Genomic DNA, 19,296 nt, shown 5'->3' with positions numbered 1-19,296 from the left:
ATGCGCAACTAAAACCTAGGGTTCTCCGGCCAACGGTGAAACCTCTCACCCTCCCACCGCCTGCGGCGGCGGGCCCCTCCCTCTCTCAWAGAGAGAGGGATCTCGCGGGCGACTATCTGTTGACCCGCCGTCCCGGACCCGTCAAACACCGTCCCGGACCAGATGGTCGGGCGGCCGCGGTCTTCGCAAGAAGGTCGAGGAAAGTCCGGGCTCCACGGTGACAAGGCGGCGGGTAACGCCCGCCGGGAGCGATCCCAGGGATAGCGCCACAGAAAGCAAACCTCCTCCCTTCGGGGCGGGAAGGGTGAAAGGGTGGGGTAAGAGCCCACCGCGGACCTGGCAACAGGGACGGCATGGCAAGCCCCGCCTGGAGCAAGACCGAATAGGGACCCCGCGCCGGCCTCGCGTCGGATAGGCCGTCACTGGCTGAGAGGGTCCGGGTAGGTCGCGAGAACCGTCCAGCGATGGACGGTCCAGAGGAATGGTCGTCTCGGGCCCTTTCTTCCTTCGGGAGGGACGGGCCTAGACAGAACCCGGCTTATAGACCGTCTGGTCCATCACACTTCATTCAACCTGTGAGCCCGCAAGGGTGCGCGCCGAGTCCATCGCGCCACAAGTCTTAACAGGTTCCGTGTATGTTCTGTTGATAAGCTTCGATGCTCTGTGAAGGGACTCCCGGACACCTTTGTTTTCGCGGCGAAACGGCATTCGGTGTCATTGTTTCCCAGTCAATCCCATGTTAACCCAATTGCGCCAGGGCGGTCCTGGCGGAGCGTCCGGCGACGGGCTCAAGCAGGGGTAGTGGGGTGTTTCTCTCGACGTTCGAGAAGCAGCTGGACAGCAAGCGGCGCATCGTCGTGCCGCAGGACTTCCGCGCCGCGCTCTCGGGTCCGTTCGACGGCATCTTCTGCTTTCCCTCGATCGAGGCCGACTGTCTGGAGGCGGGCGGCAAGGGCCTGTTCGACCGCTATCAGGGCGTGATCGAGGAGCTGCCGTTCGGCGACCCGCTGCGCTCGGCCCTGGAGACCAGCGTCCTGGGCGGCATGGCGCGGCTGTCGTTCGACACCGCCGGCCGCATCACCTTGCCCGACACCCTGTGCGAGATGTTCGGCCTGACCGACTGGGTGGCGGTGGTTGGCCTGGGCGAGCGGTTCCAGATCTGGTCGCGCGAGGCCTTCCAGGCCCACCGCGCCGCCCAGCGCGAACTGGCCCGCGACGGCCTGGCGGCGATGCGCGCCCAGCAGCGCACCGCGCGGATCGGCGGCGCGGCATGACCGAGGTTTCCGCCCCCGCGCCACACGTTTCCGTCCTGCTCGACGAGGTGGTCGACGCCCTGTCGGTCGGGCCGGGCGACAGGGTCGTCGACGGCACCTTTGGGGCCGGCGGCTACACCCGCGCCATCCTGGAGACCGGCGCTTCGGTCATCGCTTTCGACCGCGATCCCAGCGTCGCGCGGTTCGCCACTGAGTTCGCCGCGACTGATGGTCGCTTTCGCCTGATTCAGGACCGTTTCTCGCAAATCACCGCGTATCTGGAAGACGCGTCGGTCGACGGCGTGACCCTGGATCTTGGCGTGTCTTCCATGCAGCTCGACGAGGCTGAGCGCGGCTTTTCCTTCATGCGCGACGGTCCGCTGGACATGCGCATGGGCGACGACGGTCCGACCGCCGCCGACCTGGTCAACCACCTGGACCACACCGAGCTGGCCCGCATCCTCTATGTCTACGGCGAGGAGCACGCCTCGCGCCGCATCGCCAGCTTCATCGTCAAGCGTCGCGAGGAGCGGCATTTCACGCGGACGCTGGACCTGGCCTCGGTGATCGAGCGGGCCCTGGGCGGCCGCAAGGGCGCCAAGGTCCATCCGGCCACCCGCTCGTTCCAGGGGCTGCGGATCGCGGTCAACGCGGAACTGGAAGAGCTGGAAGCCGGCCTGGTCGCCGCCGAGCGGGTGCTCAAGCCTGGCGGCCGCCTGGCGGTGGTCACCTTCCATTCGCTGGAAGACCGCATCGTCAAGAATTTCCTGGCCGAGCGGGCCGGCCGCACGCCGGGCGGTTCGCGCCACGCGCCGCCGGTCGCCCAGGGTGCGCCGGCCAGCTTCCAGCTGATCTCGTCCAAGGCCATCGCGCCCGGCGACGCCGAACTGGCGGTCAATCCCCGGGCTCGCTCGTCGAAGCTTCGCGCCGCGATGCGGACGCAAGCTCCCGTGTGGAGCGGCGCATGAGCCTCTCGAACATCTTCGAGCGCCGCGTGCGGGGCTTCCGGGTGGTGGAGCTGGTGTGCCTGAGCCTGCTGATCGCGCTGGTGATGGGCGTCTATCTGGCCAAGACCTTCGCCGGCCGCGAGCGCGCGCAGATCGCTTCGGTCGAGCAGCAGATCGTCGACGAGAAGGTCCGTGTTCGCCTGCTCAAGGCCGAGGTGGCCTATCTGGAGCAGCCGCGCCGCATCGAGCAACTGGCCACCAGCTTGCAGCTGGCGCCGATCAAGCCCGAGCACGAGACCACCGAGGATGCGCTGATCGACGTGGCGCGCCGCGCGCCGGTCGCCCACGCTCCGGCCCCGCCCGAGGCCGCCGCCGCCGGCGCCGCGGCCGCCGCCGAAGCGCCCGAGGCGACGCCCGACGACTATCCCGCGCCCCAGCCGCCTTCCGGGGAGGTTCAGCGATGAGCCTGGCCAACCTCGCCCCCGGCGGCGCGCCCGCGGCCTGGCGCTGGCTGATCGAACGGGTCTGGCGGCTGGAGCACGCCTTCGAGCGCTCGCGCGCCGCCGCGCGGCCCGAGGACGACACCCGCATCCGCATCTTCTTCGTGATGGCCATCTTCGGGCTGGCGTTCTGCGTTCTGGCCCTGGGCGCGACCTGGGCGGCGGTGTTCTCCAAGGTCGGGGGCAACGGCTACCTGGCCTCGACCGAGGGCGCGCGCGGCGACCTGGTCGACCGCAACGGCCAGCTGCTGGCCGTCGACCTGACCCACTACGCCCTCTATGTCGATCCCAAGGAAGTGTGGGACGCCAAGGCCACCCGCCTGGCCCTGGCCAAGGCCCTGCCCGCCGTGCCGGCCAAGCGCGTCAACGAAGCCGTGTCGGCGCCGCGCCGCAGCTTCGTGGTCGGCGGCATGACCCCGGCCGAGAAGGACGCGATCTTCGACCTGGGCCTGCCGGGCGTGCAGTTCGAGGAGCAGGCCCGCCGGGTCTATCCGCTGGGCTCCAGCGCCGCCCACTTCATCGGCTTCGTCGACAAGGGCGGCAAGGGTCTGGCCGGGGCCGAGCGGGCGCTGGACAAGCCGGTGCGCGCCGCCGCCGCCAAGGGGCCGGACGGCGCGACGCCGCTGTCGATCGACCTGCGTGTCCAGGCCGCCCTGGAGGACGAGGTCCGCAAGGCCGCCGTCGAGTTCCAGGCTAAGGGCGCCGTGGGCCTGGTGACCAACGTCCATACCGGGGAGATCCTCGGCATGACCAGCTATCCCGACTACGACGCCAACCTGGCGGGCCAGGCCGGCGACGCCGCCCGGGTCAACCACGCCGCCGCCTCGGTCTACGAGATGGGCTCGACGTTCAAGGCCTTCACCGTGGCCATCGGCCTGGACAGCGGGGTGGCCACGCCGGCCTCCACCTTCGACGCCCGCGAGCCCTTCAAGCTGGGCTACCGGACGATCCACGACTTCCACGCGGCGCGGAAGATCCTGACCCTGGTCGAGGTGTTCCAGCACTCGTCCAACATCGGCACCGCCATGCTGGCCGAGCGGATCGGCGGCGAGCGGCTGAGCCGCTACTTCACCGCCCTGGGCCTGACCAGGCCGGCCAAGGTGGAACTGCTGGAATCGGCCCGGCCGCTGACCCCGCGCAAGTGGGACGACGACGCGGTGGCCTCCACCTCGTTCGGCCACGGCATCAACGTCTCGCCCCTGGCCCTGGCCCAGGCGATGGGCGCGCTGCTGAACGGCGGCACGCTACAGCCGATGACCATCCTCAAGATGGCGCCCGGCGTGCGCCCCGAAGGCCCGCGCGCCGTCTCGGAGGAGACCTCGCAGCAGATGCTGCAGATCATGCGCGCCAACGTCACCGGCGGTAGCGGCAAGTCGGCCAACATCCCGGGCCTGTCGGTGGGCGGCAAGACCGGCACCGGCGAGAAGTACGACCCGGCGATCCGGGCCTACAACCACCAGCGCCAGGTCTCGTCCTTCGCCGCCGTGTTCCCGACCGAGGGCCCCCTCGAGGCCGACCGCTATTTCGTGCTGGTGCTGCTGGACGAGCCCAAGGGCAACGCCCGCACCGCCGGCTTCTCGACCGGCGGCTGGGTGGCCGCGCCGGCCGCTGGCAAGGTCATCGACCGCATCGCCCCGTTCCTGGGCGTACGGCGCCAGGCCGACATCTTCACCGTGGCCGCCCAGCAGCCGAAAGCCGCACCGGAGGCGGGACTTTGAGCAAGACCCTTTCGCAGATCCTGAACCGGCCGTTCGAGGTCGATCCCGTCATCACCGGGGTCACCGCCGATAGTCGCAAGGTCGCCGAAGGGTTCCTGTTCGCGGCCTTGCCGGGCAGCAAGGCCGACGGCCGCAGCTTCATCGCCGGGGCGATCGCCTCGGGCGCCGCCGCCATCCTGGCCCCGGACGACGTGCGCGACCTGCCGGTCCCGGCCGCGCATGCCGGCGACCTGCGCCGCGCCTACGCCCTGGCCGCCGCCAACTTCTGGGGCGCTCAGCCGGAAACCTGCGTGGCGGTGACCGGCACCAACGGCAAGACCTCGGTCGCCGGCTTCTGCCGCCAGATCTACGCCCGGCTGGGCCGCAAGGCCGCCAGCATGGGCACCCTGGGCGTCGTGGTCAGCGCGCCCGGCGTCCCCGACCAGCAGATCACCCCGCCGGGCCTGACCACGCCGGACGCCGCCGACGTCGCCGAGATGATGGCCCGCCTGGCCGCCGAGGGCGTCACCCACCTGGCGGTCGAGGCCTCGTCGCACGGGATCGACCAGCGCCGCCTGGACGGCGTGCGCCTGGCCGCCGCCGGCTTCACCAACTTCACCCAGGACCACCTGGACTATCACGGCACCATGGGCTGCTACCGGGCGGCCAAGCTGCGGCTGTTCGAGACCCTGCTGCCGCGCGCCCGCACCGCCGTGCTCAACGCCGATAGCGACGCCTTCCCGGCCTTCGCCTCGGCCGCCGTCACCTCGGGCCAGACCATCCTGTCGGTCGGCGGGCAGGGGCAGGGGCTCAGGCTGGTGTCGCGCACCCCGGTTCCGGAGGGCCAACGCCTGAAGATCGCCGCCCAGGATCGTGAGTTCGACGTGCTGCTGCCGCTGGCTGGCGATTTCCAGGCCTCCAACGTGCTGGTCGCGGCGGGCCTGTGCCTGGCGACCGGCGAGGACCTGGACGCCGTCATCGCCGCCCTGGCTCACCTCGAAGGCGCTGCCGGCCGGCTGCAGCGGGTCGGGACCGGCGCGCGCGGCGGCGAGGCCTATGTCGACTACGCCCACACGCCGGACGGGCTGGAGACCGTGCTGGCCGCCCTGCGTCCGCACACGCGCGGCAAGCTGATCGTGGTGTTCGGGGCCGGCGGCGACCGCGACCGCGGCAAGAGACCCTTGATGGGCGAGATCGCCGCCCGCCTGGCTGACGTCGCCATCGTCACCGACGACAATCCGCGCTCGGAAGAGCCCGCCTTGATCCGCGCCGCCATCCTCGACGCCGCTCCCGGGGCCCGCGAGATCGGCGACCGCCGCGAGGCCATCCGGGCCGGCGCGGCGCTGCTGTCCGAGGGCGACGTGCTGGTGGTGGCCGGCAAGGGCCACGAGCAGGGCCAGCTGGTGGCCGGCGTCAACCATCCGTTCGACGACGTGACCGAAACCGCCCTGGCTTTGGAGGGCGCCCATGTCTGAACCCCTCTGGACCGCTGACGAGATCGCCGCCGCCACCCATGGCCAGGTGGTCGGCGACTTCGAAGCGACCGGCGTGTCGATCGACAGCCGCAGCCTCGAGCCCGGCGACCTGTTCGTGGCCTTGACCGGCGCGCGCGACGGCCATGAATTCATCGTCCAGATCACCGACAAGGGCGCGGCCGGGGCCCTGGTCTCCAAGCCGGTCGCCACGCCGGCGGTGCTGGTCGAGGACACCTTCCGGGGCCTGGAGCGCCTGGGCGTCGCCGCCCGCGAGCGCGCGCCGCAGGTCCGGCGCGGCGCGGTCACCGGCTCGGTCGGCAAGACCAGCGTCACCCGCGCCGTCGAGGCCGGTCTGCGCCGGGCCGGCAAGGCCCACGCCTCGGTCAAGTCGTACAACAACCATATCGGCGTGCCCCTGACCTTGGCCCGCATGCCGCGCGACACCCAGCGCGCGGTGTTCGAGGTCGGCATGAACCATGCCGACGAGATCACCCCGCTGTCGGAGTTCATCCGTCCGCACGCCGTCGCCATCACCACGGTCGGCCCGGTGCATCTGGAGAACTTCGCCGACGGCGAGGAGGGCGTCGCCCGCGCCAAGGCCGAGATCTTCGCGGGTCTGGAGCCGGCCGGCGTCGCCGTGCTGAACGCCGACAACCCCTGGTTCCCGCTGCTGAAAGCGGAGGCCGAGAAGGCCGGCGCGCGGGTCTGGAGCTTCGGGACGGGCGAGGGGCTGACCGCCCAGCTGACCGGCTTCGCCGCCAGCGCCCAGGGCGCGACGGTCACCGCAGTGCTGCGCGGCGAGACCCTGAGCTTCCCGATCCTGCAGAGTGGCGTCCACTGGGGCCTCAACAGCCTGTGCGTGCTGCTGATGCTGGAGGCCCTGGACGTCGATCGCGACACCGCCCTGGCCGCCCTGGCCGCGTTCGAGCCGATCGAGGGCCGGGGGGCCGAGCGCGTGGTCCGCGTGCCCGGCGGGACCTTCACCCTGGTCGACGAGAGCTACAACGCCAACCCGGTGTCGATGCAGGCCGCCCTGGCCACCCTGGGGGCCCGCGACGTGGCCGGCCGGCGCATCGTGGTGCTGACCGACATGCTGGAGCTGGGCCCCAAAAGCGCCCGCTTCCACAGCGATCTGGCCACCCCGATCGCCGCCGCCGACATCGATCTGGTGTTCTGCGCCGGACCGTTAATGAAATCTTTATGGGATGCGCTATCGCCGACTCGGCGGGGCGCGTACGCCGAAACCGCCGCCGAGCTCGCGCCTCTGGTCGTCTCGGCGATGCGGACGGGCGACGTGGTGATGGTGAAGGGTTCGAACGGATCGAAAGCGGGGGTGGTCGCGGCCGCCCTGGGCGCGCTCGACCTCGAGGAACAGGTCTGATGCTGTATTTTCTCTATGAGTGGCTGTCGCGCGGCGGGCATGAGCACGTGCCGGTGCTCAACCTGCTCAAGTACCTGACCTTCCGCACCGGCATGTCGATGCTGACCGCCTATGTGGTGGCCGTCGCCATGGGCTCGCGCTTCATCCGCTGGATGAAGGCCCGGCAGGGCAAGGGCCAGCCGATCCGCACCGACGGCATCGAACGCCACGTGCTGGAGAAGTCGGGCACCCCGACCATGGGCGGCTTCATGATCCTGGCCGGCCTGTTCGTCGGCTCGCTGCTGTGGGCCGACCTCAAGAACGTCCACGTCTGGGTGGTGCTGCTGATCACCGGTTCGTTCGGCGTGCTGGGCTTCATGGACGACTACGCCAAGGTCACCAAGCAGACCACGGCGGGGCTTTCCAGCGGCCAGAAGCTGATCGCCCAGTTCGTGGTCTCGATCGTCGCCGCCGTGGTGCTGATCCTGTTCGCGCCCAAGGAGTCGATGACGACGGGCCTGGAGACCTCGATGGTCTTCCCGTTCTTCAAGAACCTGGTGATCAATATGGGCTGGTTCTACGTGGCCTTCGCCGCCGTAACGATCGCCGGCTTCTCCAACGCCGTGAACCTGACCGATGGCCTGGACGGCCTGGCCATCGTGCCGGTGATGATCGCCGCATCGACCTTCGGCCTGATCACCTACCTGGTCGGCAACTACAAGTTCGCCGACTATCTGAACCTGCACTTCGTGCCCGGGGTCGGCGAGCTGGCCGTGGTCTGCGGCGCGATCATCGGCGGCGGCATGGGCTTCCTCTGGTACAACGCCCCGCCGGCCAAGATCTTCATGGGCGACACCGGCTCGCTGGCCCTGGGCGGCGCGCTGGGCTCGATCGCCGTCTGCGCCAAGCACGAACTGGTGCTGGGCATCGTCGGCGGCCTGTTCGTGGCCGAGGCGCTGAGCGTGATGATCCAGGTCGCCTACTTCAAGAAGACCGGCAAGCGCATCTTCCTGATGGCGCCGATCCACCACCATTTCGAGAAGCTTGGCTGGGCCGAGTCCACCGTCGTGATCCGCTTCTGGATCGTGGCGATGATGCTCAGCTTCGTCGGCCTCGCCACGCTGAAACTGAGATAGGAAGGGGCGCGCCATGATCCCGGTCCGCGGTTTCGAGGGCAAGACTGTCGCCGTGTTCGGCCTGGGCCGGACGGGGCTGACGGCGGCTCGCGCCTTGATCGCCGGCGGGGCCAAGGTGGCGCTGTGGGACGAGAAGCCCGAGAGCCGCCAGGCCGCCGTGGCCGAGGGGCTGAACGTCGTCGACCTGACGACCAGCGACTGGAGCGACTACGCCGCCCTGATGCTGTCGCCGGGCGTGCCGCTGACCCATCCCAAGCCGCACTGGACGGTGGGCAAGGCCAAGGCGGCCGGGGTCGAGATCCTGGGCGACATCGAGCTGTTCGCCCGCACGGTCAACGCCGCGCCGGACCACAAGAAGCCCAAGATCATCGCCATCACCGGCACCAACGGCAAGTCGACCACCACCGCGCTGATCGGCCACCTGTTCCAGCAGGCCGGCCGTGACACCCGGGTCGGCGGCAATATCGGCACGGGGGTGCTGGGCCTGGACGACATGCACGGCGGCGCGGTCTACGTGCTGGAGCTGTCGTCCTACCAGCTGGACCTGACCTCGAGCCTGAAGCCCGACGCCGTGGTGCTGCTCAACATCTCGCCCGACCACCTGGACCGTCATGGCGGCATGGACGGCTACATCGCCGCCAAGCGCCGGATCTTCCAGAACCAGGGCAAGGGCGACACCGCGATCATCGGGGTGGACGATCCCTGGTGCCAGCAGATCTGCACCGAGATCACCGCCGCCAACCGCCGCACCATCTGGCCGATCAGCGCCGGCAAGGCCATGGGGCGGGGCGTCTACGCCCTGCAGGGCGTGCTGTACGACGCCACCGGCGAGCGGGTCACCGAGATGGCCGACCTGCTTCGCGCCAGAAGCCTGCCGGGTCGCCACAACTGGCAGAACGCCGCCGCCGCCTACGCCGCCGCCCGCGCGCTCGGCATCCCGCCGCACCAGGCGGTCGATGGCTTGATGAGCTTCCCGGGCCTGGCCCATCGCATGGAAACGGTCGGCAAGCTGGGCAAGGTGCGCTTCGTCAACGACAGCAAGGCCACCAACGCCGACGCCGCCCGCCAGGCGATGAGCAGCTATCCGAAATTCTACTGGATCGCCGGCGGCGTGGCCAAGGCCGGCGGCATCGACGACCTGACCGACCTGTTCCCGCGCGTCGCCGGGGCCTATCTGATCGGCGAGGCCGCCGAGGCCTTCGGCCAGACCCTGGAGGGCAAGGCCCCGGTGCGCCAGTGCGGCGACATCGAGACCGCCGTCGCCGCCGCCTATGCCGACGCGGCCGCCAGCGGCGAGGACGCCATCGTCCTGCTGTCGCCGGCCTGCGCCTCGTTCGACCAGTTCGCCGACTTCGAGCAGCGGGGCGAGGCGTTCCGCGCGGCGGTCAACGGTCTGGGCAAGCCGGCCTCGGCGGCCAAGCGGGCCTGAGGACTCAACGGGTGAGGCGGGGACACACACTCCCCGCAAAGCGTTGGGAAGGCTGGATGCGCGCTCAGCGGGGAGTGTGTGTCCCCATCTGATCCCGACCGTTTGGGAACTTTAGAGTCCATTCGCCACACCCTCGCCAACCTCCACCGCAACACTCGCTTAACCCTAAACTCCGACCCTCCGAGCATGAACTTCCAGACGACCCACGCCTTCGCCCGCACCGACCGATCGCGGCTTGGCGTCTGGTGGTGGACGACCGACCACTGGCTCCTTGGAGCCACGGCGATCCTGGTCACGCTGGGCATGCTGCTGTCGTTCGCCTCCAGCCCGGCGGCGGCGGCGCGGATCGGCCTGGACGACCAGTTCCACTTCGCCGTGCGCCAATGCGTGTTCGGGCTGGGCGCGGCGATGATCGTGCTGTCGGTGTCGATGTTGAGCCCCAAGGGCATCCGCCGCTCGGCGTTCTTCATCTATGTCATGGCCATCGGGGTGATGGCGGCCCTGCCGTTCATCGGCCACAGCGCCAAGGGCGCCGCCCGCTGGCTGCTGATCGGCGGCTTCACCTTCCAACCGTCGGAGTTCATGAAGCCGGCCCTGATCGTGCTGGTCTCGTGGATGTTCTCCGAGGGCCAGAAGGGCGAGGGCGTGCCGGGCGTGTCGATCGCCTTCGTGCTCTACGGCATCGCCGTGGGTCTGCTGCTGGTCCAGCCCGACGTCGGCCAGACCGTGCTGATCACCATCGCCTTCGGGGCCGCCTTCTGGATGGCCGGGGTGCCGATCTCGTGGATCATGGGGCTGGGCGCGGTGGCCATGGGCGGGCTGATGTCGACCTATTTCCTGTTCGACCACGTCCATGCCCGGGTGCAGAAGTTCCTCAGCCCCGACCAGGCCGACACCCACCAGATCACCCGCGCCGCCGAGGCCATCCACGCCGGCGGCCTGTTCGGGCGCGGCCCGGGTGAGGGGGTCATGAAGCGCCACGTGCCCGACCTGCACACCGACTTCATCTATTCGGTGGCCGCCGAGGAATACGGCCTGGTGTTCTCCCTGGCCCTGGTCGGCATCTTCGCCTTCATCGTGGTGCGCGGCCTCTACAAGGCCATGAAGCTGACCGACACCTTCGAGCAGGTGGCGGCGGCCGGCCTGTTCGTGCTGGTCGGCCAGCAGGCCTTCATCAATGTCGCCGTCAACCTCAACATGATCCCGACCAAGGGCATGACCCTGCCGTTCATCAGCTATGGCGGCTCGTCGATGCTGGCCATGGGACTGACCCTCGGCATGGCCCTGGCGTTGACGCGCAAGCGTCCAGGGGCCTATGGCGGGGCCGGAGAGTTCGACCAGGCGGGGGCCTGAGGGCTCTCCCAAGGAGGCCGATCTTGCCCATCATCCGCTCGCGTTCTGGAGCCCGCCTCTCATGAGCAAGCTAGTCGTCGTCGCCGCCGGGGGCACCGGCGGACACCTGTTTCCCGCCCAGGCGCTGTCGGAGACCCTCAAGGCCCGAGGCTGGCGCGTGGTGCTGGCCACCGACGAGCGCGGCGCGCTGTTCGCCGACAAGTTCCCGGCCGAAGAGCGTCTGGCCCTGTCGGCCGCCACGGCCAAGGCCGGCGACCCGATCGGCATGATCAAGGCCGCCTTCGCCGTCGCCCAGGGCGTGATGCAGGCCAAGGCCGCCTTCAAGCGCCTGGACCCGGCGGTGGTGGTCGGCTTCGGCGGCTATCCCGCGCTTCCCGCCCTGATCGCCGCCCTGACCGAGCGCCGGCCGACGGTGATCCACGAACAGAACGCCGTGCTGGGGCGAGTGAACCGCTTCCTGGCCCCGCATGTCACCGAAGTGGCCTGCGCCTTCCCGACCCTGAACCTGGCCAAGCCGTCGGTGAAGGCCCGCGCCCACGTGGTCGGCAGCCCGGTGCGGCCCGAGATCCGCGAGCTCTTCGACGTGCCCTACCTGCCGCCCGAGGTGCAGCTGCGGGTGCTGGTCACCGGCGGCAGCCAGGGCGCGCGCCTGCTGTCGGAACTGGTGCCGGAAGCCATCGCCAAGCTGCCCGAGGAGATGCGCGGCCGGCTGAAGGTGCAGCAGCAGTCGCGGGCCGAGTCGATGGAGGCCGCCCGCAAGATCTATCGCAACGCCATGGTCGACTGCGAGGTCGCGCCGTTCTTCCGCGACATGGCCGGCCGCCTGCGCCAGGCCCACCTGGTGGTCGGCCGGGCCGGCGCCTCGACCTGCTGCGAGCTGGCCGTGGCCGGCCGCCCGTCGATCCTGGTGCCGCTGAAGATCGCCGCCGACGACCACCAGCGCTTCAACGCCCGCCTGCTCGAAGAGGCGGGCGGCGCGGCGGTGTGCCTGGAAGACGAACTGACCGTCGACGCCATGGCCGGGGCGCTGAACGCCCTGCTCAAGGACCCGGAGCGGCTGGCCCGCATGGCGGTCGGCACCCGGTCGGTGGCGACCCCGGACGCGGCGGAGAAGCTGGCGGACCTGGTGGAGCGGACGGCGCGGTAGCTCTCAAGCTATGCGACTAAGAGGCCTCGGATCGGATGGAGGCTATCGCGTCGCGGCAGGATGGGCGGCGTCGACGCAGTATTTGTTCCAGATGAATTCATCATAAGGGCTCGGGCCGTCGCTAGACGATGAGCGCGGAGAATCGTCGAAGTTCACAACAACCGACCTGTCCGGTTCCGCACCGGGTTCAACGAATGTCCATGCTACGAAGCGCGTTCCGCCGCTATAGCCGCCGAACCCATTTTTGCCGTCGATGATCCCGCAGGCTGCAACCTGATCGTACTTCGCGCTTTCGCCGGTTCCCCGAGTTCGCACAACATATGGCTCGATGGGAAAGCGAGCGCTGGGAGGATCCTTAAGCTGCGCCTTCGCGGCGTCTTTAGCGGCCCAAATGAAGTTCTGCTCAGGTGAGCCACATGATGCGACGAGCATGCACGCGACAACGATCGCTAGCCGTTTCATAGCCCCTCCGAGCCGCAAGCCCTCGCGGCGAAGCACCACTATAGAGAAGCGCTTGGAAGCTGCGCAACCGAGGCGACGCCGGAGTCAGCCTTTCGTCACGCCCGAGCAAAATACGCCGACCAACAGGGCGATGCCCTGTTCCGCGCCAGCCTTCGTCTCCGCCTTCTCAAGAATACCATTCACGGACTGTATCAAGACGCGCGCCAGCGCTGCGCCGTCCAAGGGCCCGGTCAGGTTCTCGGTGAGCAGATTGGCGATGACCGTTTCAAAGCGGTCATTCGCGGCCAGCACGTCGCCGCCGCAGATCCTGTTCTTTTCGTTGATCAGCTCGCGTCCGTATTCGGACGCATGCAGTAGCTCATAGACCCAACTCACGCGGGCGTTGATGATGCCGAGCATGCGCTCGTCCCAGGCGCCCGGCCTGCCGAACGCGGAAACCACGGCGGCATGGACGTGCTGGTTTATCCGAGCGCTCAAGGCGCGGAACACGTCGTCCTTCGTCGGGAAGGCATTGTACAGCGAGGTGCGCGAAACGCCGGACGCCTTGGCGATGTCCGACATCGATGTCTTGGCGAATCCATGCCGCGTGAACTGCTGCATCGCGCCGTCGAGCAGAGCCTCGACCGTGGGCGTGGAGGGGATCATCGGTTGAGATTTACAAAAAGCATCATAAGTGTAAATATTGTCCAATGAGCAGCAAGCCGAATATCATCCTGGCCGACGAAACCGTGTCGATCGCCAATCCCATCTCGAACGTGTTCGCGTTCCTTTCCAATCACGAAAATTACAGTCTCTGGTATCCGGGCGCCATGGCGGTCACCTCCGTGGATGGCTTGCCGCAAGGAACGGTCGGAAAGGTCTACCAGGAGACCCTTCGATTGCCGTCGGGACGCCACCGGGTTTTCGACATCAAGGTCGTCGAAAGCCGAACGCCCGATCAGTTCATGACGGAGGGGACGCTGACGCCGCTTCATCCCCGGATGGAGATGAGGCTGACCGCGAAATCGGCGCATGAAACCGTATTGAGCTTGAAGTTCTTCAGCCGAAATCAGTCGGCCATGGGCCGCTTTCTGATCGGTGCGTTGGTGCGGGGCGTTGTCCGGCGGCAGAGCCAGGCCGGGCTTCGAAAACTCAAGTCGCTGCTCGAGTAGCGCAGTGGCCAAGCCGAACGCGACGGAGAGGCTGGCCGACCTGGTGGAGCGGACGGCGCGCCAGGCGCCGTCCGCTGCCGGTCAGGACGCCTTGGAAATCTGGCGCAGGCGCGCATCCAGGCCGGGGCCGTTGTCGAGCGGGCCGGCCTTGGCGGCGCCGTCGGCATAGGGGCAGGCTTCCTCGGAATAGTAGCCGAAACAGGCCTGCCACTCGGGCGTGCCGCGCGTGAACTGCGGGTCGCACATGATCCAGCCGTATTGGATGCAGAGGGTCGGCTTGGCCTGGGCGGCCGGGACGGCGACCAGGGTGGAGGCGAGGGCGAAGGCCGCGGCGGCGATCGCGAAGGTCTTCGACTTGATCGTGGGAGAAGTCATCGAACGCTCCTGATGCTCGCCTGGATGGCGAGCCTGAAAGGAGGCAATCTTAAGATTGCATACTCGTCAAGGTTCTCCGGAGATTGTATTTTCGCGGCTACGGTTCTGCCCCCGTGGCGATCAGCGGCCGGCCGATCCTGACCGCCTCTTCGACGCTCTGCGCGACGGAAACGGTGGCGAACGGCTTCCACCCGTCGCAGACCACCTTGGCCACCGCGTCGTCCGCCCCACCTGCCGGGATCGCCGCCGCCGGTCGCTGGTCACCGCTGATCGGGCCCTCCCGGCCGCCGCCCCGGACGCTGGAAAAGCCGGCGTGGGCGATGGTGCGGGCGTCGCAGTCGAGGACTTCGTAGCGCCAGCCGCCCCAGAACGCCTCCGCGCCGGCGGTGAAGCCGTCCTCGGTCACCTGCAGCACGCGAAGCCGCGCGGTGCGGTCGGTCCAGGCGATCCCGCCCATGTCGACGAAGGCGGCGAAGCGGCCGACATCGGCCAGCCGTAGTTCGAGCGGGGCCTGCGCCTGGGCGGGCGAGGCGAGGGCCAGGGCCAGAACGGCGGCCGACAGGCCGAGGGGCAGACCTCGTCCTTCGACAGGCTCAGGATGAGGTCTATTGATCGGCTTGGGGTTTCCACGGCCGCGCATTGAAATCCTCATCCTGAGCTTGTCGAAGGACGAGGATTTCACGCACTGACCGCCAATATCCACGGTTCCTGCACCAAACATCCCGTTCCACCCCGCCGCCAAATCGTCTAATCGAGCCAGATGATCCAGCGTCGACGCCCCGTACCCTTCGAACTCGGCCCCGTGCACTTCATCGGCATCGGCGGCATCGGCATGTCCGGCATCGCCGAGATCATGCTGCGCATCGGCTATACCGTGCAGGGCAGCGACGCCAAGGCCAGCGCCAATACCGAACGCCTCGAGAAGCTGGGGGCGCGGATCTTCATCGGCCACGACGCGGCCCATGTCGAAGGCGCCTCGGCCATCGTCTATTCGACGGCGGTCAAGGCCGACAATCCCGAGATGGCCGCCGGCCGCGACAAGCGCTTGCCGCTGGTCAGACGGGCCGAGATGTTGGCCGAGCTGATGAGATTGCAGTTTTCAGTGGCCGTGGGCGGCACCCATGGCAAGACCACCACCACCTCGATGGTCGCCGCCCTGCTGGACGCCGGCGCGCTGGACCCGACGGTGGTCAATGGCGGGATCATCAACGCCTACGGCACCAACGCCAAGGTCGGCGAGGGTGACTGGATCGTGGTCGAGGCCGATGAGAGCGACGGCAGCTTCCTGAAGCTGAAGTCCACCGTGGCCATCGTCACCAATATCGACGCCGAGCACCTGGACCATTGGGGCACCTTCGACGCGGTCAAGAAGGGCTTCCAGGACTTCATCGAGAACATCCCGTTCTACGGCTTCGCCGCCGTCTGCACCGACCACCCGGAAGTCCAGGCCCTGACCGCCCGGATCGAGAACCGCCGGCTGGTGACCTACGGCGTCAATCCGCAGGCCGAGGTGCGGGTCTCCAATATCGAGATGGGGCCGGACGGTTCGACCTTCGACATCGTCGTCTCGCCCCTGGCCGGCGACCCGGTCCGTTATGACGGGCTGAAGATGCCGATGGCCGGGCACCACAACGTGCTCAACGCCACCGCCGCCGTCGCCGTGGCCCGCGAACTGGGCGTCGACGCCGAGGCGATCCGGGCCGGCCTGGCCGGGTTCGGCGGGGTCAAGCGCCGCTTCACCACCACGGGCGTGGCGGGCGGAATCCGCGTCGTCGACGACTACGGCCACCATCCCGTCGAGATCGCCGCCGTGCTGAAGGCCGCCCGCGCGGTCACGCTGGGCAAGGTGATCGCCGTGGTCCAGCCGCACCGCTTCACCCGCCTGCGCGACCTGATGACCGAGTTCAGCTCGTGCTTCAACGACGCCGACACGGTGATCGTCGCCGACGTCTACACGGCCGGCGAAAGCCCCATCGAGGGCGTCGACCGCGACCACCTGGTCGAGGGCCTCAAGAAGTTCGGCCACCGCCGCGCCCTGCCGCTGGAAAGCCCCGCCGCCCTGCCGGCCCTGATCGCCGAGGAGGCCCATTCGGGCGACCTGGTGGTGCTGCTCGGGGCGGGCGATATCACCGCCTGGGCCTATGCGCTGCCGGGGCAGTTGGAAGCGCTGGCGAAGTGAGCGGAGCGGTGACCCCACCCGACCTCCGCTTCGCTTCGGCCACCCTCCCCGTAAAGGGGAGGGAAGACGCGTTTTCTCTTTCCCTCCCCTTTATGGGGAGGGTGGCGGCGAAGCCGACGGGTGGGGCTGGCGCGCAATGAGCTGGAAGCAAAACCTCCCCGCCGTCCGCGGCAAGCTGCTCGCCGACGAGGCCCTGGCGCCGTTCACCTGGTTCCGGGTCGGCGGGCCGGCCGACGTGGTGTTCCTGCCGGCCGACGAGCAGGACCTGGCCGATTTCCTCAAGGCCCTGGACCCGGCCGCGCCCGTGCTGGCCATCGGCGTCGGCTCCAACCTCCTGGTCCGTGACGGCGGCGTCGACGGCGTGGTGATCCGGCTGGGCAAGGGCTTCAACGCCGTCGAGCCCCTGGGCGACAGCCGCATAAAGGCCGGCAGCGCCGTGCCCGACGCTTTCCTGGCCCGCAAGGCGGCCGAGGCCGGGATCGCCGGGCTGGAGTTCTATGCCGGCATCCCCGGCACCATCGGCGGCGCGACGATCATGAACGCGGGATGCTACGGCTCGGAGACGGCCAATGTGCTGGTCTCGGCGCGGGTCATGGACCGCCGGGGCGAGGTCCGCGAACTGGCCACCGACGACCTTCATTTCACCTATCGCCACAGCGCCCTGCAGGACGCCGGCCTGATTGTGCTCGACGCGACCTTCGAAGGCCTGCCCGACGACCCGGCCACCATCAAGGCCCGGATGTCCGAGATCACCGCGCGCCGCGAGACCACCCAGCCGATCCGCGAGAAGACCGGCGGCTCGACCTTCAAGAACCCGCCCGGCCATTCGTCCTGGAAGCTGGTCGATGAAGCCGGCTGGCGCGGCAAGCCGTTTGGCGGAGCGATGTTCTCGCCCCTGCACAGCAACTTCCTGATCAACACCGGCGAGGCCACGGCCGCCGACCTGGAGGGGCTGGGCGACACCGTCCGCGCCGACGTGCTGGCCAAGACCGGCGTGCGGCTGGACTGGGAGATCAAGCGGATCGGGCGGGCCTAGCTTTCAAGCCCTCCCCCTGTGGGGGAGGCGATCGCGAAGCGATCGGCGGGGGGAGTGTTTCGACGGTCGATCCGGGTCTTGCCTGCTTTCCGACCACTCCCCCCTCCGTCGGCTGCGCCGACACCTCCCCCACAGGGGGAGGAGCAAAGGTTACGGATAGTTCATCCGGTTGTTGCCTATTCCGGGCGCGGAGCGGTGCTATGAAACCCTCAAACGAGGGAGATTTCATGCGCCTGTTCCGCAGCCTGCTCACCGCCGCCGCCGTTTCCGCCCTTCTGACCAGCGCCGCCCACGCCCAGGACGCCCGCACCGCCGAGGCGTTGCGCGACAAGGCCCTACTGGACCGCACCGCCTGGGACGTGACCGAGGACCTGACCACCACCATCGGCCCGCGCATCGTCGGCTCGCCGGCCATGGCCCGCGCCAAGGACTGGAGCGTCGCCAAGTTCAAGGCGCTGGGCTTCACCAACGTCAAGGTCGAGGAATTCGCCAAGCCGTCCTGGACGCGCGGCGCGGAGTCGGCGCAGCTGACCGCCCCCTATCCGCTGAAGCTGGACATCGTCGGCCTGGGCCGCACCGTCCCGACCCCGCCCGAGGGGATCGAGGCCGAGGTGGCGCTGTTTCGCACCTACAATGAGCTGATTGCCGCGCCGGAAAGCGCCGTGAAGGGCAAGATCGTCGTCATCACCCAGCCGATGGTCCGCGCCCAGGACGGCGCCGGCTATGGCGTCGCCGGCATTTCGCGCCGCGCCGGTCCGGTCGAGGCCGCCAAGCGCGGCGCGGTCGGCCTGTTGATCCGTTCGGTCTCGACCTCGGACTCGACCGTGCCCCACACCGGCGTCACCGCCTTCGGCGACGGCGTCGTCAGCATCCCCTCGGCCGCCCTGGGCGTGCCCGAGGCCGAGCAGCTGGAACGCCTGGCCGCCAAGGGCCCGCTGCGCATCAAGCTGAAGCTGGCCTCGACCAGCGATCCCAAGGCCGTGGCCTGGAACATCTCGGGCGAGATCAAGGGCTCCGAAAAGCCCGACGAGGTGATCGTCATCGGCGGCCACCTGGACAGCTGGGACGTCGGCACTGGGGCCCTGGACGACGCCACGGGCGTGGCCATCACCACGGCCGCGGCCAAGCTGATCGGCGACCTGCCCAAGCATCCCAAGCGCACCATCCGCGTGGTGATGTGGGGCTCGGAGGAAAGCGGCGGCTCGTCGGAGGCCTATCTGGCCGCCCACCAGGACGAACTGCCGAAGATCGTCCTGGCCGGCGAGAGCGACACCGGCGCCGACCGCGTCTACAGCCTGCAGATCCCGGCCGGCGCGGCCGACCACCCGGCGATGAAGACCGCCGTGCGGGTGCTGGCCCCGCTGAAGATCTATCTCGACAAGGCCCCGCCCGCCCATGCCGGCTCCGACATCGAGGGCCTGGAGGGGGCGGGCGTGCCGGTGGTCGCCCTGAACCAGGACGCCAGCCGCTACTTCGACTACCACCACACCATGGACGACACCCTCAACAAGGTGCGTCCGGACGAACTGGCCCAGAACGTCGCGGCCTGGGCCAGCTTCCTCTACCTGGTGGCCGACAGCGACATCGACTTCCGGGTGTTGTCGGCGGGGGCGCCGAAGGCGGCCCACTAAAGACCCTCTCCCGGAGGGAGAGGGGGGGGGGCCAAGCGAAGCTTGGGAGGGTGAGGGGTTTGGACGTCCGACGGCGTGCCGGCAGGGCGTTCGTGAGAAAACAGGGTGAGGGCGTGACCCCTCACCCTCCCACCGCTGCGCGGCGGGCCCCTCCCTCTCCCCTCC

Annotated in this window: 18 protein-coding genes and 1 other RNA gene; 15 read left to right on the top strand and 4 right to left on the bottom strand. The window is 69.0% G+C overall.

What is annotated here, in order from left to right:
- Window positions 1–158 precede the first annotated feature (158 nt).
- From rnpB to murG, 11 genes are all read left to right on the top strand, one after another.
- An RNA gene (gene rnpB, locus ASD79_RS06885) (RNase P RNA component class A) lies at window positions 159–557 on the top strand.
- A 249-nt stretch (window positions 558–806) separates the two neighbouring features.
- The gene (locus tag ASD79_RS06600) at window positions 807–1,274 is read left to right on the top strand and encodes a division/cell wall cluster transcriptional repressor MraZ (RefSeq protein WP_007675749.1); all 468 of its coding nucleotides are present in this window, start codon (window positions 807–809) and stop codon (window positions 1,272–1,274) included.
- Complete coding sequence (rsmH, locus tag ASD79_RS06595; protein ID WP_056720253.1) at window positions 1,271–2,221, top strand: 16S rRNA (cytosine(1402)-N(4))-methyltransferase RsmH; 951 nt, start codon at window positions 1,271–1,273, stop codon at window positions 2,219–2,221. Before ASD79_RS06600 ends, rsmH begins: the two co-directional genes overlap by 4 nt.
- Window positions 2,218–2,664: a hypothetical protein gene (locus ASD79_RS06590; protein ID WP_056720252.1), complete on the top strand. Its 447-nt coding sequence runs from the start codon at window positions 2,218–2,220 to the stop codon at window positions 2,662–2,664. The genes rsmH and ASD79_RS06590 overlap by 4 nt, the downstream gene beginning before the upstream one ends.
- A complete protein-coding gene (locus tag ASD79_RS06585; protein WP_056720251.1) occupies window positions 2,661–4,418 on the top strand; it encodes a penicillin-binding protein 2 in 1,758 nt (585 codons plus the stop codon). Before ASD79_RS06590 ends, ASD79_RS06585 begins: the two co-directional genes overlap by 4 nt.
- A complete protein-coding gene (locus tag ASD79_RS06580; RefSeq protein ID WP_056720250.1) occupies window positions 4,415–5,872 on the top strand; it encodes a UDP-N-acetylmuramoyl-L-alanyl-D-glutamate--2,6-diaminopimelate ligase in 1,458 nt (485 codons plus the stop codon). The genes ASD79_RS06585 and ASD79_RS06580 overlap by 4 nt, the downstream gene beginning before the upstream one ends.
- On the top strand, window positions 5,865–7,253 hold the full coding sequence (gene murF, locus ASD79_RS06575; RefSeq protein WP_056720249.1) for a UDP-N-acetylmuramoyl-tripeptide--D-alanyl-D-alanine ligase: 1,389 nt from the start codon (window positions 5,865–5,867) through the stop codon (window positions 7,251–7,253). Before ASD79_RS06580 ends, murF begins: the two co-directional genes overlap by 8 nt.
- On the top strand, window positions 7,253–8,368 hold the full coding sequence (mraY, locus tag ASD79_RS06570) for a phospho-N-acetylmuramoyl-pentapeptide-transferase (protein WP_056720248.1): 1,116 nt from the start codon (window positions 7,253–7,255) through the stop codon (window positions 8,366–8,368). Before murF ends, mraY begins: the two co-directional genes overlap by 1 nt.
- A gap of 13 nt (window positions 8,369–8,381) precedes the next feature.
- Complete coding sequence (gene murD / locus ASD79_RS06565; protein ID WP_056720247.1) at window positions 8,382–9,797, top strand: UDP-N-acetylmuramoyl-L-alanine--D-glutamate ligase; 1,416 nt, start codon at window positions 8,382–8,384, stop codon at window positions 9,795–9,797.
- 186 nt (window positions 9,798–9,983) lie between these two features.
- Entirely contained in the window at window positions 9,984–11,150 is a 1,167-nt protein-coding gene (ftsW, locus tag ASD79_RS06560; protein WP_056720246.1) for a putative lipid II flippase FtsW, read from the top strand.
- Window positions 11,151–11,211: 61 nt separating this feature from the next.
- Window positions 11,212–12,297 carry an undecaprenyldiphospho-muramoylpentapeptide beta-N-acetylglucosaminyltransferase gene (gene murG, locus ASD79_RS06555; RefSeq protein ID WP_056720245.1) on the top strand — a complete coding sequence of 362 codons (1,086 nt, stop codon included), beginning with the start codon at window positions 11,212–11,214 and terminating at the stop codon, window positions 12,295–12,297.
- Between the two features lie 42 nt (window positions 12,298–12,339).
- On the opposite strand, the gene ASD79_RS23780 is transcribed toward murG, so the two are convergent.
- Both ASD79_RS23780 and ASD79_RS06550 read right to left on the bottom strand, forming a co-directional pair.
- On the bottom strand, window positions 12,340–12,759 hold the full coding sequence (locus ASD79_RS23780; protein ID WP_156400399.1) for a hypothetical protein: 420 nt from the start codon (window positions 12,757–12,759) through the stop codon (window positions 12,340–12,342).
- Between the two features lie 84 nt (window positions 12,760–12,843).
- Complete coding sequence (locus ASD79_RS06550; RefSeq protein WP_056720244.1) at window positions 12,844–13,404, bottom strand: TetR/AcrR family transcriptional regulator; 561 nt, start codon at window positions 13,402–13,404, stop codon at window positions 12,844–12,846.
- 44 nt (window positions 13,405–13,448) lie between these two features.
- Between ASD79_RS06550 and ASD79_RS06545 the strand changes: the two genes are divergently transcribed.
- Window positions 13,449–13,910 (top strand): SRPBCC family protein, encoded by a 462-nt coding sequence (locus ASD79_RS06545; protein ID WP_056720243.1) that lies wholly within the window; start codon window positions 13,449–13,451, stop codon window positions 13,908–13,910.
- A gap of 81 nt (window positions 13,911–13,991) precedes the next feature.
- Here the strand turns inward: ASD79_RS06545 and ASD79_RS06540 are convergent, their stop codons facing one another.
- Both ASD79_RS06540 and ASD79_RS06535 read right to left on the bottom strand, forming a co-directional pair.
- Window positions 13,992–14,285: a hypothetical protein gene (locus tag ASD79_RS06540; protein ID WP_056720242.1), complete on the bottom strand. Its 294-nt coding sequence runs from the start codon at window positions 14,283–14,285 to the stop codon at window positions 13,992–13,994.
- A gap of 97 nt (window positions 14,286–14,382) precedes the next feature.
- Complete coding sequence (locus tag ASD79_RS06535) at window positions 14,383–14,925, bottom strand: hypothetical protein (protein ID WP_235524345.1); 543 nt, start codon at window positions 14,923–14,925, stop codon at window positions 14,383–14,385.
- A 120-nt stretch (window positions 14,926–15,045) separates the two neighbouring features.
- On the opposite strand from ASD79_RS06535, the gene murC reads away from it, so the two are divergent.
- The 3 genes from murC (at window position 15,046) to ASD79_RS06520 (ending at window position 19,131) form a co-directional block, all read left to right on the top strand.
- Window positions 15,046–16,464 carry a UDP-N-acetylmuramate--L-alanine ligase gene (murC, locus tag ASD79_RS06530; RefSeq protein ID WP_056720241.1) on the top strand — a complete coding sequence of 473 codons (1,419 nt, stop codon included), beginning with the start codon at window positions 15,046–15,048 and terminating at the stop codon, window positions 16,462–16,464.
- Between the two features lie 136 nt (window positions 16,465–16,600).
- Entirely contained in the window at window positions 16,601–17,500 is a 900-nt protein-coding gene (gene murB / locus ASD79_RS06525; protein WP_056720240.1) for a UDP-N-acetylmuramate dehydrogenase, read from the top strand.
- Between the two features lie 227 nt (window positions 17,501–17,727).
- Entirely contained in the window at window positions 17,728–19,131 is a 1,404-nt protein-coding gene (locus ASD79_RS06520; RefSeq protein WP_056720239.1) for a M20/M25/M40 family metallo-hydrolase, read from the top strand.
- The last annotated feature ends 165 nt before the right edge of the window (window positions 19,132–19,296 follow it).

Source organism: Caulobacter sp. Root655 (assembly GCF_001427665.1).
In the GTDB taxonomy this organism is placed as follows: domain Bacteria; phylum Pseudomonadota; class Alphaproteobacteria; order Caulobacterales; family Caulobacteraceae; genus Caulobacter.
This window is presented reverse-complemented; position numbering and strand designations above follow the sequence as displayed.

Bases quoted from the DNA above. Each gene is read 5' to 3' on its own strand.
- murF (WP_056720249.1), top strand. From the start codon at position 5,865: ATGTCTGAACCCCTCTGGACCGCTGACGAGATCGCCGCCGCCACCCAT.
- ftsW (WP_056720246.1), top strand. From the start codon at position 9,984: ATGAACTTCCAGACGACCCACGCCTTCGCCCGCACCGACCGATCGCGG.
- mraY (WP_056720248.1), top strand. From the start codon at position 7,253: ATGCTGTATTTTCTCTATGAGTGGCTGTCGCGCGGCGGGCATGAGCAC.
- ASD79_RS06545 (WP_056720243.1), top strand. From the start codon at position 13,449: ATGAGCAGCAAGCCGAATATCATCCTGGCCGACGAAACCGTGTCGATC.
- rsmH (WP_056720253.1), top strand. From the start codon at position 1,271: ATGACCGAGGTTTCCGCCCCCGCGCCACACGTTTCCGTCCTGCTCGAC.
- murC (WP_056720241.1), top strand. From the start codon at position 15,046: ATGATCCAGCGTCGACGCCCCGTACCCTTCGAACTCGGCCCCGTGCAC.
- ASD79_RS06585 (WP_056720251.1), top strand. From the start codon at position 2,661: ATGAGCCTGGCCAACCTCGCCCCCGGCGGCGCGCCCGCGGCCTGGCGC.
- murG (WP_056720245.1), top strand. From the start codon at position 11,212: ATGAGCAAGCTAGTCGTCGTCGCCGCCGGGGGCACCGGCGGACACCTG.
- murD (WP_056720247.1), top strand. From the start codon at position 8,382: ATGATCCCGGTCCGCGGTTTCGAGGGCAAGACTGTCGCCGTGTTCGGC.
- ASD79_RS06590 (WP_056720252.1), top strand. From the start codon at position 2,218: ATGAGCCTCTCGAACATCTTCGAGCGCCGCGTGCGGGGCTTCCGGGTG.
- ASD79_RS06550 (WP_056720244.1), bottom strand. From the start codon at position 13,404: ATGATCCCCTCCACGCCCACGGTCGAGGCTCTGCTCGACGGCGCGATG.
- ASD79_RS23780 (WP_156400399.1), bottom strand. From the start codon at position 12,759: ATGAAACGGCTAGCGATCGTTGTCGCGTGCATGCTCGTCGCATCATGT.
- ASD79_RS06535 (WP_235524345.1), bottom strand. From the start codon at position 14,925: ATGCGCGGCCGTGGAAACCCCAAGCCGATCAATAGACCTCATCCTGAG.
- ASD79_RS06540 (WP_056720242.1), bottom strand. From the start codon at position 14,285: ATGACTTCTCCCACGATCAAGTCGAAGACCTTCGCGATCGCCGCCGCG.
- murB (WP_056720240.1), top strand. From the start codon at position 16,601: ATGAGCTGGAAGCAAAACCTCCCCGCCGTCCGCGGCAAGCTGCTCGCC.
- ASD79_RS06520 (WP_056720239.1), top strand. From the start codon at position 17,728: ATGCGCCTGTTCCGCAGCCTGCTCACCGCCGCCGCCGTTTCCGCCCTT.